Below are 13,366 nucleotides of genomic sequence, written 5' to 3'. Positions count from 1 at the left end.
TTATGAGTACGATACTTGTGTAGACTTACCAGTCGTGTTCTGCGCCCGTATATTCCAGATATTTGCCATTGTCGGCAGGCTTCAGGGCAGCCAGGGTCTGGCGTATGCCGACCACGCTGACATCGACGGTGATTTCTGCGGCATCACCACCCATGTCGGTTTTTACCCAGCCAGGGTCCATGGCGACACAGATGGCTTTGCTGGTACTCAGCGAGACATCTTTCAATACTGAATTCAATGCCGTCTTGCTGGCCCGGTATAACCAACCGGCTGGATTACTGCGTTCGCCTATCGATGCCATGCTGGATGAAATCACAGCCAGCCTGCCATGGGCGCTTTCTACCAAGGGCAACACTATTGGCAATATCCGCATGGCCGACAGGACATTCGTATGCATCACTGCATCAAACTGTTGCTGCTCGGGCGCAGTCAGGCCCTCTGTTCTTGGGCCGAACACACCTGCATTCAAAATCGCTACATCGATTTTTTCATCATCGAGACGCCAGCCCAGGCCTGCGCAATCATTCAGATTAGTGACATCCAGTGGCAAGGCCTCACAGCCTGCTGACTGCAAACTTGCCAGGTCTTCCTGCTTGCGTGCAGTGGCAATGACGCGCCAGCCAGCTGCCTTGTATTGCATGGCCAGTTCGTGGCCTATACCGCGTGATGCACCGATGATTAAAGCGACTGGCATTGTTTTCCCAAACTTTGAAAATTTTCGTATCCCCTCCCCTTCAAGGGGAGATTTGTGGGAATTCGCAAAGCATGCTTTGCGCCACAGATTTCCCCTTGAAGTAGAAGGAGTTTAAAACACTGCTTAGACCATTTCTATCGCGAGTGCCGTACCTTCACCACCACCGATACACAGCGAAGCCACACCACGCTTTTTACCCTGCTTCTTCAAGGCACCCATCAACGTGATGATGATACGCGCACCAGAAGCACCGATAGGATGACCCAGCGCACAGGCACCGCCATGCACATTGACCTTGTCATGCGGAATGCCGAGTTCTTTCATCGCTGCCATGGGCACAGTCGCAAAGGCTTCATTGATTTCGAACAGGTCTACATCATCTGTCGTCCAGCCGAGTTTCTTATACAGCTTCTGGATCGCGCCTACCGGTGCTGTGGTGAACCAGCCTGGCTCCTGCGCATTGCTGGCATGGCCGAGGATTTTGGCGATTGGTGTCAGGCCCAGTTCTTTGGCCTTGGATTCGCGCATCAAGACCAGTGCAGCGGCACCGTCATTGATGGAAGAAGAAGAGGCAGCCGTGATGGTACCGTCTTTTTTGAAGGCTGGTTTCAATGCAGGGATTTTGTCGAGCTTGGCTTTCAATGGACCTTCATCCTTGTCGATGACAACATCACCGCCGCGGCCAGATACGGTCACTGGGGCGATTTCCCAGGCGAAGGAGCCATCGGCAGTTGCTGCTTGCGCGCGCTTGACGGAGGCTATCGCAAAAGCGTCCTGCTCTTCGCGGCTGAAGTTGTATTTGGCAGAGCAGTCTTCAGCAAAAGTACCCATGGAACGGCCTTTGTCGTAGGCGTCTTCGAGGCCATCGAGCATCATGTGGTCATACATCATGCCGTGGCCGATACGATAGCCGCCACGTGCCTTGGGGATCAGGTAAGGGGCATTGGTCATGGATTCCATGCCGCCAGAAACGATGACATCATTGCTACCTGCATTGATGGAATCAAAAGCCATCATGGTGGCCTTCATGGCAGAGCCGCACATCTTGGACAGGGTGACTGCACCTGTGGAAACCGGCAAACCCGCCGCCAGCAAAGCCTGACGTGCCGGGGCCTGGCCCTGGCCTGCCATCAGGCAGTTACCGAACAAGACTTCCTCCACCAGCTCTGGTTTGACACCGGCGCGCTCAACAGCGGCCTTGATGGCAACTGCACCGAGTTGACTGGCTGTCAGGGAAGAAAAATCGCCCTGGAAAGCACCCATGGGGGTACGGGCGGCACCAACGATTACGATAGGATCATTCATCTTGTTCTCCAAAAATAAAAGCAGATTGACTGCCTGACTAATGCGGTTCTGCGTGCAATGCCAAACACACAGTGACTAATTTGTAATGCTGCTCTGATTGCAAAAACGGATTTCCTGCGGGTACGGGAACACGTCATCCACCTTGCCATCGACAATGCGTTTTTTGCGTGCCTGCCAGTAATCGGCGGTCAGCAGGTCAGCATGGTGCTTCATGAAATACTGTTTCACTTTCTGATTGCCTAGCAAAAAAGTACCAAACTGTTCGGGGAAGACATCATTTTTCGCAATCGGATACCAGGGTTCGGCAGACATCTCGTCTTCTTCATTGCGTGGCAAAGGTATCTTGCGGAAATTGCAGTCGGTGATGTATTCGATTTCATCATAGTCATAAAAGACGACACGGCCATGACGGGTGACACCAAAGTTTTTATACAGCATGTCACCAGGGAAGATATTCGCCGCCACCAGGTCCTTGATGGCGCTGCCATATTCTTTGAGGCCATGTTCCATGGCATCCATGTCACCGCGCTGTTCAGCTTCGGTCAGCCAGATGTTCAGCGGTGTCATGCGGCGTTCTATGTACAGGTGCTTGATAACGACTTCGTCATCATTGACTTCCAATAACGACGGTGCGTATTGCCTGATCTCGGCCAGCAATTCTTCTGAGAAACGGGCGCGCGGAAAAGCTACGTCTGAATACTCCAGCGTGTCTGCCATGCGGCCTACACGGTCATGGTTTTTCACGAGCAGGTATTTTTCCTTGATCAGGGCCTTGGTGGTTTCCTTGGGTGGCGGGAAGCTGTCCTTGATCAACTTGAACACATACGGGAAAGACGGCAGCGCAAACACCAGCATCACCAGGCCGCGTATGCCTGGTGCGGCTTCTATGCGGTCGGATGAATATTTGAGGTGATGCAAAAAATCACGGTAGAACAAATTCTTGCCATGTTTTTGCAAACCTATCATGGTGTAGATTTCACTGCGTGGCTTCTTGGGCAGGATGCTGCGTATGAATTGCACATAGGCCGATGGCACCTCCATATCGACCATGAAGTAGGCGCGGGTGAAAGAGAACAGCACCGTAATCAGCATGGTGTCAAAGATCACCGTATCGAGCACCAGTTCACCCTTGCGCTTGTGCATGATGGGAATGACAAACGGGTATTCCTTATTGCCATTGATACCCTTGCCTATGATGTAGGCGGACTTGTTACGATAGAACAGACTGGCCAATACCTGAATCTGATGATTTGGCTCCAGCTTGGCGGGGCCAAAATTCTCGTGCAGGCGCGCCTCCACCAGAGCAACGTCGCGATCAAGATCTTCAAATTTTGCGTTCAGCTGGAAGTTCGTGACGATGCGCTTGATCGTGAAATTCAGGCCATCTGTCGCCGGATAATACACGCGGTAACTCGGTGGCGTGTCTTCACTTTCCAGATACTCGGTCGAAGTGGCCGGGCGAACGAAGATGAAATCATTGTGGTAATAATTCCTGTGCAGGAGCTTGGTACAGACCGTATTGAAAAAGGTCTCTGCCAGCTCTGGGCGCAGATGATCGATCAGCATGCCCATGTAATGCAGTTTGACTTCGCGCCAGACTTCATCGCTCAAGTCTTCTTCTGCATATTCATCTTCGAGTGCCTGCACGCATTCGCGCACGCGGGTGTCGTAATAACCTATGCGCTCACGCGCGGCGATTTGTGCGGCTTTCCAGTCACCCGTTTCAAATTGCTGTTTTGCTCTCTGACTACTGGCTCGAAACAAATGGTAGTGCCTGTCAAAACCGTCAAGTATCGTTCTGGCGATATCAAAGGCGATTTGCGAAGACAGCAATTTGGGGAAATAGGTGTGGGGCATGGTGGTCGCTCAGGTCAACTGAAACTGGTTTTTCCAAGCCTGTAGTTTAGCCAAGTCCACGGCTATACCGCCACAAACAACAATCAACGGTTTTTTATACTGCGCCAGTACCGGCAGGTTCTGGTAAGCCACTGCCAGGGCTGCGCCGCAGGCCGGTTCCACCAGAGTGCGCATATCGTCGGCAAAAGCCAGGCAGGCCTGCACGGCCTGGGCATCGCTGACAGTCACCGTGTGAATCGTGCGTTTGCGCGTCCAGTCAAATGCCTGCTGTGCAACACGTCTCGCACCCAGCGTACTCGCAATCGACGTGATCGCTGGCAAGGTCACCAGTTCACCAGCCTGCACGGCTGCATGCAGGGAAGCTGCACCTTCTGTCTCTGAAGCAATGATGGGGATATGGCCGAGGCCATTGCGTTCCAGACCGAGGGCGATGCCACTGAGCAAGCCACCGCCGCCGACTGAGCAGATGACCACATCAAAGTCGAGCTTGCCCGCCACTTCATCTATGGTTGTGGCGTTGCCATCCCAGATGTCGGCATGATCAAACGGTGGAATATACACGGCACCCGGCTGCTCGCACAGGCGCAATGCCTCCAGGTTGGCTTCGTCCCAGACGCTACCCGCAACAATGACTGTCGCACCGATTGCGCGTATTGCCGCACGCACACTTTCATGCGTGGTTTCCGGCACGACAATGGTGGTTTGCAAGCCCAGGGCCACGCCTGCAACAGCGGCAGCAAAACCGGCATTGCCGCCGGAAGGGCAGACAAAATGTTTTGCCCCCTGCTCAGCGGCACGCTGGCACATCAGGCCTATGCCGCGCAATTTGAAGGAACCGGAAGGCTGGTTGTTTTCCATCTTCAGCCAGACCTGTTTGTCCAGGCTGGCTGAAAGAGCGCGGTGTTCCAGCAGCGGTGTAGTGATATGCAAATGTGTCATATAAATAGACTCAGTTTACAACAATCCCTGTTACTTGGTTTCGGCAAACAATTCACGACCTATCAGCATGCGTCGTATCTCGCTGGTGCCGGCACCGATTTCATACAGTTTGGCATCGCGCCACAGGCGGCCTACCGGGTATTCATTGATGTAGCCATTACCACCGAGGGTTTGAATTGCTTCACCAGCCATCCAGGTGGCTTTTTCTGCCGAGTAGAGAATCGCACCGGCCGCATCCTTGCGCAGGGCACGCACTGCTTCTGGCGTGGTGGCACGGTCACAGGCCTGGCCAACTGCATACACATAGGCCTTGCAGGCCATCATGGTGGAATACATGTCCGCCAGTTTGCCCTGCATGAGCTGGAATTCGCCGATAGGCTGGCCGAATTGCTTGCGGTCATGTACATAAGGGACGACCACGTCCATACAGGCTTGCATGATGCCCAAAGGACCACCGGACAGGACAGTGCGTTCAAAATCCAGACCGGACATCAATACATTGACGCCCTTGCCCAGACCGCCGAGCACGTTTTCTGCCGGGACTTCGCAATCCTCAAACACCAGCTCACCAGTGTGGGAGCCACGCATGCCGAGCTTGTCGAGCTTTTGCGCAATGCTGAAGCCTTTGAAACCTTTTTCGATGAGGAAGGCTGTCATGCCGCGCGGGCCAGCTTCCAGGTCATTCTTGGCATACACGACCAGGGTGTCGGCGTCCGGGCCATTGGTAATCCACATCTTGGTGCCGTTCAAGACCCAGCGATCACCCTTCCAGTCAGCACGCAATTTCATACTGACGACGTCGGAACCGGCATTTGGCTCGGACATGGCGAGTGCACCTACATGTTCGCCAGAGATCAGCTTGGGCAGGTATTTGGCTTTTTGCTCTTCCGTACCATTGCGCTTGATCTGGTTCACGCACAGGTTGGAGTGGGCGCCATACGACAGGCCGACAGAGGCGGAAGCGCGGGAAATTTCTTCCATGGCAATGATATGGGCAAGGTAACCCATGTTGGCACCACCGTATTCTTCACTGACGGTCACACCGAGGATGCCGAGATCGCCCATCTTGCGCCACAAATCCATGGGGAACTGGTCACTGCGGTCGATCTCGGCGGCGCGCGGGGCGATTTCTGCCTGGGCAAATTGCTGCACGGCTTCGCGCAAGGCGGCGATATCTTCGCCATGGTCAAAAGTCAAGCCTGGTAAATGGAGCATGTCGTCCTCACACTTTTATAAAATTGAAATTGCTGGTTTCTGCTGACTGATACTGATCTGCAATCAAGCATGCCAGCCTTGGTACTGCCTTATATCCTATATCCTGGATTCTGCCTTGGGTATCACAAACAAAGTCTGTTGCATGATGGCACACAGTTTTTCCTGCCCCTTGTCCACCACAAATACTTCTGCACTGGAGACCACCAGGTTTTTGCCAGCCTTCAGGACCTTGCCACGAGCAATCAGGGTGTCGCCTGCACCGGGAGCAACTATATTGATCTTGTACTCCGCAGTTAAGCACTCACTTACCGGCATCAACAAGGTATTAGCGGCATAGCCACCGGCAGAGTCGGCAATGGCGCCAATGACACCGCCGTGGAAATAGCCATGTTGCTGGCTGACCGAAGCACTGTAAGGCAGGCTGATTTCACAGGCGCCGGGGGTAATGCTGGTCAGGCGGGCATCCCAGGCCATCAGCGTGCCCTGGGCATTAAAGCTTTCCAGCAGGCTCAAGGCCAGCTTGTGATCCAATGTTGCCTGATGACTCATAGTGACTCCGGTTTGCCGATTAAAACCACGTCCGACAAAAATGATACGTCTAATTGACGTTTACGTAAACGTCAATTCATTATTTTGCTGCATTTCGTCCATTACATGCAACTGCACGATCACATTACAAAAAAGCAATTCCATCCCAGACAAACCTCTCTCCACCCGGTCTGCACAAATCAAAATCATGTCGCCAAATGAAAAACCTAATCTGACCGGGAACTGGCCTGCTGCAACAAGGCATGGCTCTTTTCTTCATGCGCACTGATCTCGGCAAGCATGACTTCTATGTCTTCGCGCTGCTGTTCCAGCGCAGCCCTGTGCCTTGCCAGGACGACCAGGAAACTTTGCAACTGTGCCTCGGTGTCCTTGGGGGAGCGGTACATGTCGACCAGGCTCTTGATGTCTGACAGGCTGAGTCCCAGGCGCTTGCCGCGCAGGGTCAGCTTGAGATGGGTACGTTCGCGTGCGGTATAGACACGGTTGCGTCCGCCCGGCCCTTCACGGCTGGGGCTGAGCAGGCCCTGGTCTTCGTAGAATCGTATCGCCCTGGGGGTGATATCAAATTCTTTGGCTAGTTCGGTAATAGTGTAGGTTGCCATGGCTGAAGTCTGTTGAAAAACACAGGAATGGATTTCTGATTACAATTCGCTGCAAATTTTAACTAAGCGCAGTTAACGTTAACGTCAAATAGTTTTAAATCGCATTGTAGGCTATTCCAGACGTCCTGGCGTCGCCCATAATGTAAATTCTGGTGCAGTCCATCTGCATCGAAGCCAGTCCTCACAATAAGAAAACCGAGACCAGCCATGAACCTGCTAGAACAACAACTGCACTACCCTTTTGGCGATACCCTGCCAGACACCGGCAAGACCATGGAAATTGCACCTGGCGTCTTATGGATACGCATGGGCTTGCCATTTGCGCTCAATCACATCAATCTGTGGCTGCTGGAAGACGAGATAGAAACTGAACGCGGTCACGTACATGGCTGGACCGTGGTTGATTGCGGCATTGCCAGCGATGCAACCCGCGATGCCTGGGAAATCCTGTTTGGCGACCTGCACAGTCACATGCGCGGTCTGCCCATCGTGCGGGTGATCGCAACGCATTGCCACCCCGATCACATAGGCCTGGCCGACTGGCTGTGCAGCCGCTGGAATGTACAGCTCTGGATGACGGCTGGCGAATATGCATTTGCCCGCATGATGTCAGCCAGCCTGCCCGGAGCCGACGGCACGGCCATGTTCCCGCATTTTCGCAGGCATGGGCTGGTCGACACCGTCATGCAGGAACAGATACAGGAAAGAAAGTCCCATTACACCAGGCTGGTGCCCACGGTACCGACAGCCTATCGACGCCTGCAGGAAGGGCGGGACCTCGTCATTGGCCAGAAACAGTGGCAAGTCATCACCGGTTTTGGTCATTCGCCCGAACATGCGTCGCTGTACTGCGCCGGGTTGAACCTGCTGATCTCTGGCGACATGCTGTTGCCGCGCATATCCACCAATGTCTCGGTGTTTGCGATAGAGCCGGAAGCCAATCCCGTGCAGCAATATCTGGATTCCCTGCTCAAGTATCTGCCGCTGCCAGAAGATGTGCTGATCCTGCCGTCACACGGCAAACCCTTCAAGGGCCTGCATACCCGTGTGCAGCAACTGCAGGACCATCATGCAGAACGCCTTGCCGAAGTCCAGACAGCCTGCACCACGCCGCAATCGGCAATGGATATCGTACCCATCATGTTCCGCCGCCCGCTCGACTCCCACCAGCTGACTTTTGCCATCGGTGAAGCCCTGGCCCATCTGCACAAGCTCTGGTATGACGGCAAGCTGAGCAGGAATATGGGAACAGATGGCGTGATGCGCTTTACCACCAGATAACACTTGACAGAAGCAATCCGGCTTTTGCCGGACTGCTTCTGTCAACTTGCTTATTGCTGCGGAATTTTACTGATCTGCACACTGACAATCTGCCATTTGCCATCACGCTGGGCATAAATGTCTATATAGCGGTAATGCGATTTGAAAGGTTTGCCATCATAGCGGCCTGTCATCCTGGTACGGCCGCTGAGCAAGGCAACATTACCGTACAGGCGCACGTCAAATTCTTCCACCGTATAGGGATCGATTTCCAGCTTGGCAGATACCAGTCCATTGACAAAGCTGGCCTTGGTTTCCACATCGCCTTCACCATCGATCTGGCGAAAATCCTCGGCCATATTGGCTTCTATGGCAGCCCTGTCCTTGCGGATGATGGCCTTGTCCCAGGCATCAGCCTGGCGCGTCAGTTCTGCAATGATTGCTGCCTGCTTTGCATTGCTTGCGATCTCTGCGGCCTGCACCGGAAACAAGCTGACAACCAGGCTGACAACTGCCACAAACTGGCAGATGCCTTTGAAGAGCGCCCGCCTCACAGTGCACGCCCGTCATAGTGATGCACGGGTATCGCCTCCAGGTCTATGTCTTCCAGGCAACGGATATTGATGGCTGCGACAGGATTCCCTTTTGGGTCCACACCTTCAGCGTAGGGATGCATGCCGCAATTTGGGCAGAACTTATGCTTGATCACGTGTTTATTGAAGATATAGGTGCTGGCTGCCGCTTCAGGCGTCAGCAGTTGCAAATGCGCACGCGGCACAAACCACAACAATGAACCTTTGCGCTGACAGATGGAACAATTGCAGGCGAGTCCGCTCTCTATCTCACCTTCAACTTCAAAAGCAATCTTGCCACAATGGCAGCTACCCCGATGTTTCATGTTTTATCTCCTGTGTTTTTTGTCTCTGAGCCTGCTTTTCATGGGCTGGCGAATGGCCCATGAGTTCAATTCGACTGCTCCGGCCAGTATGCACCTGGCCGATAATTTCCAAAATACCAGATATGTCCCTCAGGGTCGGTCACCATATAGCCCCGGGCACCATAGTCTTCGGTTTGCAGGGGACGCAGCAAGGTGGCGCCGGCAGCCATTGCCACCTCATAATGTGCGTCCGGATCAGCGACGTAAACGCTGAGAGCCTGGGAATAGCCATTTAATGCCCTGGGACTGAAGCGGCGCTCATCATGCTTGGGCGAACTGATCATGACCACGCCATTACCCATGCTCAGCTCGGAATGCTCTACCCGATTATCGGGGCCAGGGACTACAAAGCGTTTGGTAAATCCAAACGCCCGTGTCAGCCAGTCGATGGCAGCAGGAGCATCGTCATAGGTCAGGCTGGGATAAATGTCCGATGAAATATTCGGCGGCAGGGACATGACTTACTCCTCGTTGGCAAACTGCTTGCGGACTGGGAACAGTGAATCCAGAGGCTTACTTTATATACAAAAAAGCAAACTTGCACAAGCATCAATCAATGCGCACTGCAAACCTCTGCGCATTGTCATCTTTCGTCTGCCATGACTTGCTTGTGATCGCCCAGTAACTGTCACTCGGTTACGGCCAGATCACGCTCGCGGCAACTGAGCGTCGCATAGTCAGCTTTGGGAAGCCAGTGGCTGATACCATAAGTCTTGAGCCGTTCCGCCAGATCGGCATGGGCAGTAAAAGTACAGGCGTTTTTTTGCGCAAATTCCTGCACGGTGCTGGTGTCGCCATGAACCTGCACCGCCAGGCCCATGCCAGGACTGACACAGCAGCCTACATAGCTGTCCATGTACTCTTCTTCCAGCAAAACCAGCCTGTGCCCCATGAAGCTGGCAGGCTTGCGCAGGAGGTAGAAGTCGATATAGTCAGCGCGCTGCTGCGGCACTTTGCCCAGAATACCGGCCTGCTTGTAAGCCAGTATCACGGGGCGTGACCTGGCCTGCCGTTCTTGCCCGTTTTTTCTGATTTGCAAAGCCTTGCGCAAGCGCGGCTCCAGCCCCTTGTCAGTAAGCTCGCCATAAGATGGAAAACTCAACAGGCTCAGGCCCGCGATCAGTACACGAACAGCAATTTTTTGCATGAAAATTAAAGAGAAATGTATCAGTGTTTGACCAGACGGATTTCAAACATCTTGGGCCACAACTTGCCCGTCACGAAAAGACGGTCACTGGCAGCATCATAAGCAATGCCATTGAGGACATCGGGATGATTCATGAGACGGTCGCCCATGGACAACAGGCCTTGCAAATCGATCCAGCCGACGACCTTGCCGGTTTTGGGATCAATCCTGGCAATCCTGTCGGTCTGCCAGATGTTGGCAAATATTTCGCCCTTCACCCATTCCAGTTCATTTAATTGCTCGACCAGCTTGCCGGCAGCCGTGACCTTGATGCGGCGGTTTTCACGCAAGCTGTCAGGGTCAAGGAAGCGCAGTTCCGCCGTGCCGTCACTCATGATGATTTCTTTGTCATTACGCGTCAGGCCCCAGCCTTCACCCTTATAGGCAAATTCTTTTTGAAAGGCAAAGCTGTCAAGATCAAGCACATAACCAGCCTGGCTGGTCCAGGTAATGCCGACGATGCGCTTGTCCCACCAGGTAATACCTTCACCAAAAATCTGCCTGGGCAAATCGGCTTTTTGCAATACCTCACCGGTTTCCAGTCTCACCTTGCGTACCGATGATCGCCCCTGCAAACCCGTGCTTTCGTAGAGAAAACCGTCCTTGAAAAACAGACCCTGGGTAAAAGCATTCGGATCATGCGGATAACTGCGCACAATTTCGTAACCATAGGTGGGAATGGCAGCAACGGTCAATGCAGCCGCCTGTACGGTGACAGGGCTGAACGCGCCAGCCGCCGCCAGCAAAATGCCAGTCGTCAATGCAACCAGCAATCGCTTGTCCTTCTTTTGTGTCATGCAGATATCCCGATTCGGTATCAAAGGGGAAAAGGATAGATATTTTCCTTACATCTGTCATCTGGTTTAACTTGTCGTGACAAATTAATATGTCTTTGATACACAAGCAGAATAGTCTGCTGTCTGACATCTGGTGGCTCAAGACCGGGTACTGAAGAAACTGCTGCCTGCATCATTATTCCTTGACGATATGCCAGACATCCTTGAAATTGTCACCCTTGCGATCACCAACCTGCTTGTCTGCCGCATACAGATATAAAGGCTTGCCGGCATAAGCCAGTTGTTTGCTGCCATCCTCGCGGGTGACGACAGAGTATTTACCTGTCGGCAGCTGTACCGGTGCGATCAAAGGTGGCCAGTTTCCGGCACAGGGGCCATTGCAATTGCTCTGGCCGCTGCCGGCTGCATCTTTATCAAAAGTATACAAAGTCATGCCGGTGGCACTGACCAGTATGCCATCGCTGACTTTAGGCAGGGTCTGGGCTTGCGCCAGGGAATAGCCGTTGAACAGCATGGTGCTTGCCAGCAAGGCGAGGCCGATTTTTCTGATTTTCATCTGGGACCCCCTGTTTGTATGAAATATGCATCAGGGATGCAAGCCTGTCACGCTGCTTACCAAGGCATAAACGTCATCCCTGACCGCTTTATGCCATCCACCTGAACATATTTTTACTGGCCCGTATCAATTTGTCCTGTGCACGCTGTCGTCGACCACGACACAGTTGCGACCGGCAGCCTTGGCGGCATACATGGCGTCATCCGCACGCTTCAACAGGCTCTCACGGCTTTCGCGTCCGTCCCAGGTAGCAATGCCAAAACTGCCTGTGGTGCGGGGTGGGTTTTGTATTGACTGCTGTTCCATCAACCTGCGCAGGTTTTCTGCCAGGCCTTTGGCGCCGGCTATCGTTGTATGCGGCAACAGCAGCGCGAACTCCTCCCCACCGATGCGTGCCAGTTTGTCATTCGAGCGCAAACCCGCCTTGACCAGGCTGGCGGTATCACGCAGGACCAGATCACCCTTGTCGTGGCCATGTGTATCGTTGACCGTCTTGAAAAGGTCGAGGTCAAATACCAGGACAGATAAGGGTTCGTACTTGTAGCGGGCAGCTTCCATTTCCAGCTGAAAATGATCCATGAAGGAACGGCGGTTCATGACCCCGGTCAGCGGGTCGGTGGTTGCCTGATGACTGAGTTTGAAATTTTGCGCGCTCAGGGGATTGATGACCCAGTATTGCAGCAAGATGTTGAGAGCAGCAAACATCAGCAGCAGTACTGCCACCATGGGCCACAGGAAACTCCCGAAAGCAGCGGCACTGCGCTCCCTGGCCCGGTCCAGCGGAACAGTCACGGCTTGCAGGCCGACTATCTCGCCCAGCTTCCAGCCATAACCATGAGTATCCCCATAGATCCTGACCATGTTGAGTGGAGCGTCTTCCACCCGGCCATGGCAGGCCATGCAGGACGCATCAGTAATCTTGATCGGCCGGAACAGGTGCAGGGTCTGGTCCCGTATATGGGTACTCACCTCGGCATCGGCATAGGGGGTTTTGCCGCTGCGGTAATTTTCTATGATTTCCCTGATCCAGGGTTCCTGCGCTTCATTGGTCAGGTTGAGGGGATTGAGAACTGCTTCGGAATATTGATAACCAGGGTATTTTTCAAACAGGATACGCATGGTTTCCATGGCGACGAAGGCCGGTACACCATCGGGATTGAATAAGGCGTCTTCCCCCAGGTCGAGGCGTTTTTTGACATGCCGCGAAGAATAACTGCGTATCGCCAGTGCCGCCTGCAAGCTCAGTCTGGCTTCGTGTTTTACCTCATCGAGTGTCGCCTGCTGCACTTCATTCCTGAAATAGGCAGTCGCCAGCACCAGCGCCAGGCCAAAGGTCAGCAGCAACACCAGATTGAATTTCGTTCGGAAACTCATGATCACACCCAGGTTTACTTAGCGCTCGTATTTCATTAGCGTAGATTACTCCAATGAAACGCTGGTCTGCTCCCGGTTTTGCATTTATTTGCACA

15 protein-coding genes are annotated in these 13,366 nt (G+C 53.4%); 1 reads left to right on the top strand and 14 read right to left on the bottom strand.

All coding sequences use genetic code 11. The features are described 5' to 3' along the window. Nucleotides 1–25 precede the first annotated feature (25 nt). The 7 genes from LZ463_RS22175 to LZ463_RS22145 form a co-directional block, all read right to left on the bottom strand. A complete protein-coding gene (locus LZ463_RS22175) occupies nucleotides 26–694 on the bottom strand; it encodes an SDR family oxidoreductase (RefSeq protein WP_241458476.1) in 669 nt (222 codons plus the stop codon). A 123-nt stretch (nucleotides 695–817) separates the two neighbouring features. Beyond that, complete coding sequence (locus LZ463_RS22170) at nucleotides 818–1,999, bottom strand: acetyl-CoA C-acetyltransferase (protein ID WP_241458475.1); 1,182 nt, start codon at nucleotides 1,997–1,999, stop codon at nucleotides 818–820. A 75-nt stretch (nucleotides 2,000–2,074) separates the two neighbouring features. Next, complete coding sequence (gene aceK / locus LZ463_RS22165) at nucleotides 2,075–3,856, bottom strand: bifunctional isocitrate dehydrogenase kinase/phosphatase (RefSeq protein ID WP_241458474.1); 1,782 nt, start codon at nucleotides 3,854–3,856, stop codon at nucleotides 2,075–2,077. A gap of 9 nt (nucleotides 3,857–3,865) precedes the next feature. Then, nucleotides 3,866–4,795 carry a pyridoxal-phosphate dependent enzyme gene (locus LZ463_RS22160; RefSeq protein WP_241458473.1) on the bottom strand — a complete coding sequence of 310 codons (930 nt, stop codon included), beginning with the start codon at nucleotides 4,793–4,795 and terminating at the stop codon, nucleotides 3,866–3,868. 30 nt (nucleotides 4,796–4,825) lie between these two features. Next, complete coding sequence (locus LZ463_RS22155) at nucleotides 4,826–6,010, bottom strand: isovaleryl-CoA dehydrogenase (RefSeq protein WP_241458472.1); 1,185 nt, start codon at nucleotides 6,008–6,010, stop codon at nucleotides 4,826–4,828. Nucleotides 6,011–6,106: 96 nt separating this feature from the next. Then, nucleotides 6,107–6,559 (bottom strand): PaaI family thioesterase, encoded by a 453-nt coding sequence (locus tag LZ463_RS22150; protein ID WP_241458471.1) that lies wholly within the window; start codon nucleotides 6,557–6,559, stop codon nucleotides 6,107–6,109. 206 nt (nucleotides 6,560–6,765) lie between these two features. Next, nucleotides 6,766–7,161: a MerR family transcriptional regulator gene (locus LZ463_RS22145; RefSeq protein WP_241458470.1), complete on the bottom strand. Its 396-nt coding sequence runs from the start codon at nucleotides 7,159–7,161 to the stop codon at nucleotides 6,766–6,768. 207 nt (nucleotides 7,162–7,368) lie between these two features. On the opposite strand from LZ463_RS22145, the gene LZ463_RS22140 reads away from it, so the two are divergent. Then, the gene (locus LZ463_RS22140; protein WP_241458469.1) at nucleotides 7,369–8,442 is read left to right on the top strand and encodes an MBL fold metallo-hydrolase; all 1,074 of its coding nucleotides are present in this window, start codon (nucleotides 7,369–7,371) and stop codon (nucleotides 8,440–8,442) included. 50 nt (nucleotides 8,443–8,492) lie between these two features. Here the strand turns inward: LZ463_RS22140 and LZ463_RS22135 are convergent, their stop codons facing one another. From LZ463_RS22135 to LZ463_RS22105, 7 genes are all read right to left on the bottom strand, one after another. Then, on the bottom strand, nucleotides 8,493–8,975 hold the full coding sequence (locus tag LZ463_RS22135; RefSeq protein WP_241458468.1) for a nuclear transport factor 2 family protein: 483 nt from the start codon (nucleotides 8,973–8,975) through the stop codon (nucleotides 8,493–8,495). Beyond that, complete coding sequence (locus LZ463_RS22130) at nucleotides 8,972–9,319, bottom strand: GFA family protein (RefSeq protein ID WP_241458467.1); 348 nt, start codon at nucleotides 9,317–9,319, stop codon at nucleotides 8,972–8,974. Before LZ463_RS22130 ends, LZ463_RS22135 begins: the two co-directional genes overlap by 4 nt. A gap of 65 nt (nucleotides 9,320–9,384) precedes the next feature. Further along, nucleotides 9,385–9,816, bottom strand: coding sequence for a VOC family protein (locus LZ463_RS22125; RefSeq protein ID WP_241458466.1), 432 nt, complete (start codon nucleotides 9,814–9,816; stop codon nucleotides 9,385–9,387). Nucleotides 9,817–9,986: 170 nt separating this feature from the next. Beyond that, nucleotides 9,987–10,505, bottom strand: coding sequence for a hypothetical protein (locus LZ463_RS22120; protein WP_241458465.1), 519 nt, complete (start codon nucleotides 10,503–10,505; stop codon nucleotides 9,987–9,989). A gap of 20 nt (nucleotides 10,506–10,525) precedes the next feature. Further along, nucleotides 10,526–11,341: a glutaminyl-peptide cyclotransferase gene (locus tag LZ463_RS22115; protein ID WP_241458464.1), complete on the bottom strand. Its 816-nt coding sequence runs from the start codon at nucleotides 11,339–11,341 to the stop codon at nucleotides 10,526–10,528. Between the two features lie 175 nt (nucleotides 11,342–11,516). Beyond that, the gene (locus LZ463_RS22110; protein ID WP_241458463.1) at nucleotides 11,517–11,897 is read right to left on the bottom strand and encodes a COG4315 family predicted lipoprotein; all 381 of its coding nucleotides are present in this window, start codon (nucleotides 11,895–11,897) and stop codon (nucleotides 11,517–11,519) included. A 126-nt stretch (nucleotides 11,898–12,023) separates the two neighbouring features. Further along, complete coding sequence (locus LZ463_RS22105) at nucleotides 12,024–13,271, bottom strand: diguanylate cyclase (RefSeq protein ID WP_241458462.1); 1,248 nt, start codon at nucleotides 13,269–13,271, stop codon at nucleotides 12,024–12,026. Nucleotides 13,272–13,366 lie beyond the last annotated feature (95 nt).

The organism is Undibacterium paludis (assembly GCF_022568815.1).
In the GTDB taxonomy this organism is placed as follows: domain Bacteria; phylum Pseudomonadota; class Gammaproteobacteria; order Burkholderiales; family Burkholderiaceae_D; genus Undibacterium.
Note: the sequence above shows the minus strand (reverse complement) of the source record. Positions and strands in the feature narration are given on the sequence as shown.

What these genes read in the sequence shown, in the direction of transcription:
- LZ463_RS22110 (WP_241458463.1), bottom strand. Translation starts at nt 11,897, where the DNA reads ATGAAAATCAGAAAAATCGGCCTCGCCTTGCTGGCAAGCACCATGCTG.
- LZ463_RS22125 (WP_241458466.1), bottom strand. Translation starts at nt 9,816, where the DNA reads ATGTCCCTGCCGCCGAATATTTCATCGGACATTTATCCCAGCCTGACC.
- LZ463_RS22160 (WP_241458473.1), bottom strand. Translation starts at nt 4,795, where the DNA reads ATGACACATTTGCATATCACTACACCGCTGCTGGAACACCGCGCTCTT.
- LZ463_RS22130 (WP_241458467.1), bottom strand. Translation starts at nt 9,319, where the DNA reads ATGAAACATCGGGGTAGCTGCCATTGTGGCAAGATTGCTTTTGAAGTT.
- aceK (WP_241458474.1), bottom strand. Translation starts at nt 3,856, where the DNA reads ATGCCCCACACCTATTTCCCCAAATTGCTGTCTTCGCAAATCGCCTTT.
- LZ463_RS22145 (WP_241458470.1), bottom strand. Translation starts at nt 7,161, where the DNA reads ATGGCAACCTACACTATTACCGAACTAGCCAAAGAATTTGATATCACC.
- LZ463_RS22155 (WP_241458472.1), bottom strand. Translation starts at nt 6,010, where the DNA reads ATGCTCCATTTACCAGGCTTGACTTTTGACCATGGCGAAGATATCGCC.
- LZ463_RS22140 (WP_241458469.1), top strand. Translation starts at nt 7,369, where the DNA reads ATGAACCTGCTAGAACAACAACTGCACTACCCTTTTGGCGATACCCTG.
- LZ463_RS22105 (WP_241458462.1), bottom strand. Translation starts at nt 13,271, where the DNA reads ATGAGTTTCCGAACGAAATTCAATCTGGTGTTGCTGCTGACCTTTGGC.
- LZ463_RS22150 (WP_241458471.1), bottom strand. Translation starts at nt 6,559, where the DNA reads ATGAGTCATCAGGCAACATTGGATCACAAGCTGGCCTTGAGCCTGCTG.
- LZ463_RS22170 (WP_241458475.1), bottom strand. Translation starts at nt 1,999, where the DNA reads ATGAATGATCCTATCGTAATCGTTGGTGCCGCCCGTACCCCCATGGGT.
- LZ463_RS22175 (WP_241458476.1), bottom strand. Translation starts at nt 694, where the DNA reads ATGCCAGTCGCTTTAATCATCGGTGCATCACGCGGTATAGGCCACGAA.
- LZ463_RS22120 (WP_241458465.1), bottom strand. Translation starts at nt 10,505, where the DNA reads ATGCAAAAAATTGCTGTTCGTGTACTGATCGCGGGCCTGAGCCTGTTG.
- LZ463_RS22115 (WP_241458464.1), bottom strand. Translation starts at nt 11,341, where the DNA reads ATGACACAAAAGAAGGACAAGCGATTGCTGGTTGCATTGACGACTGGC.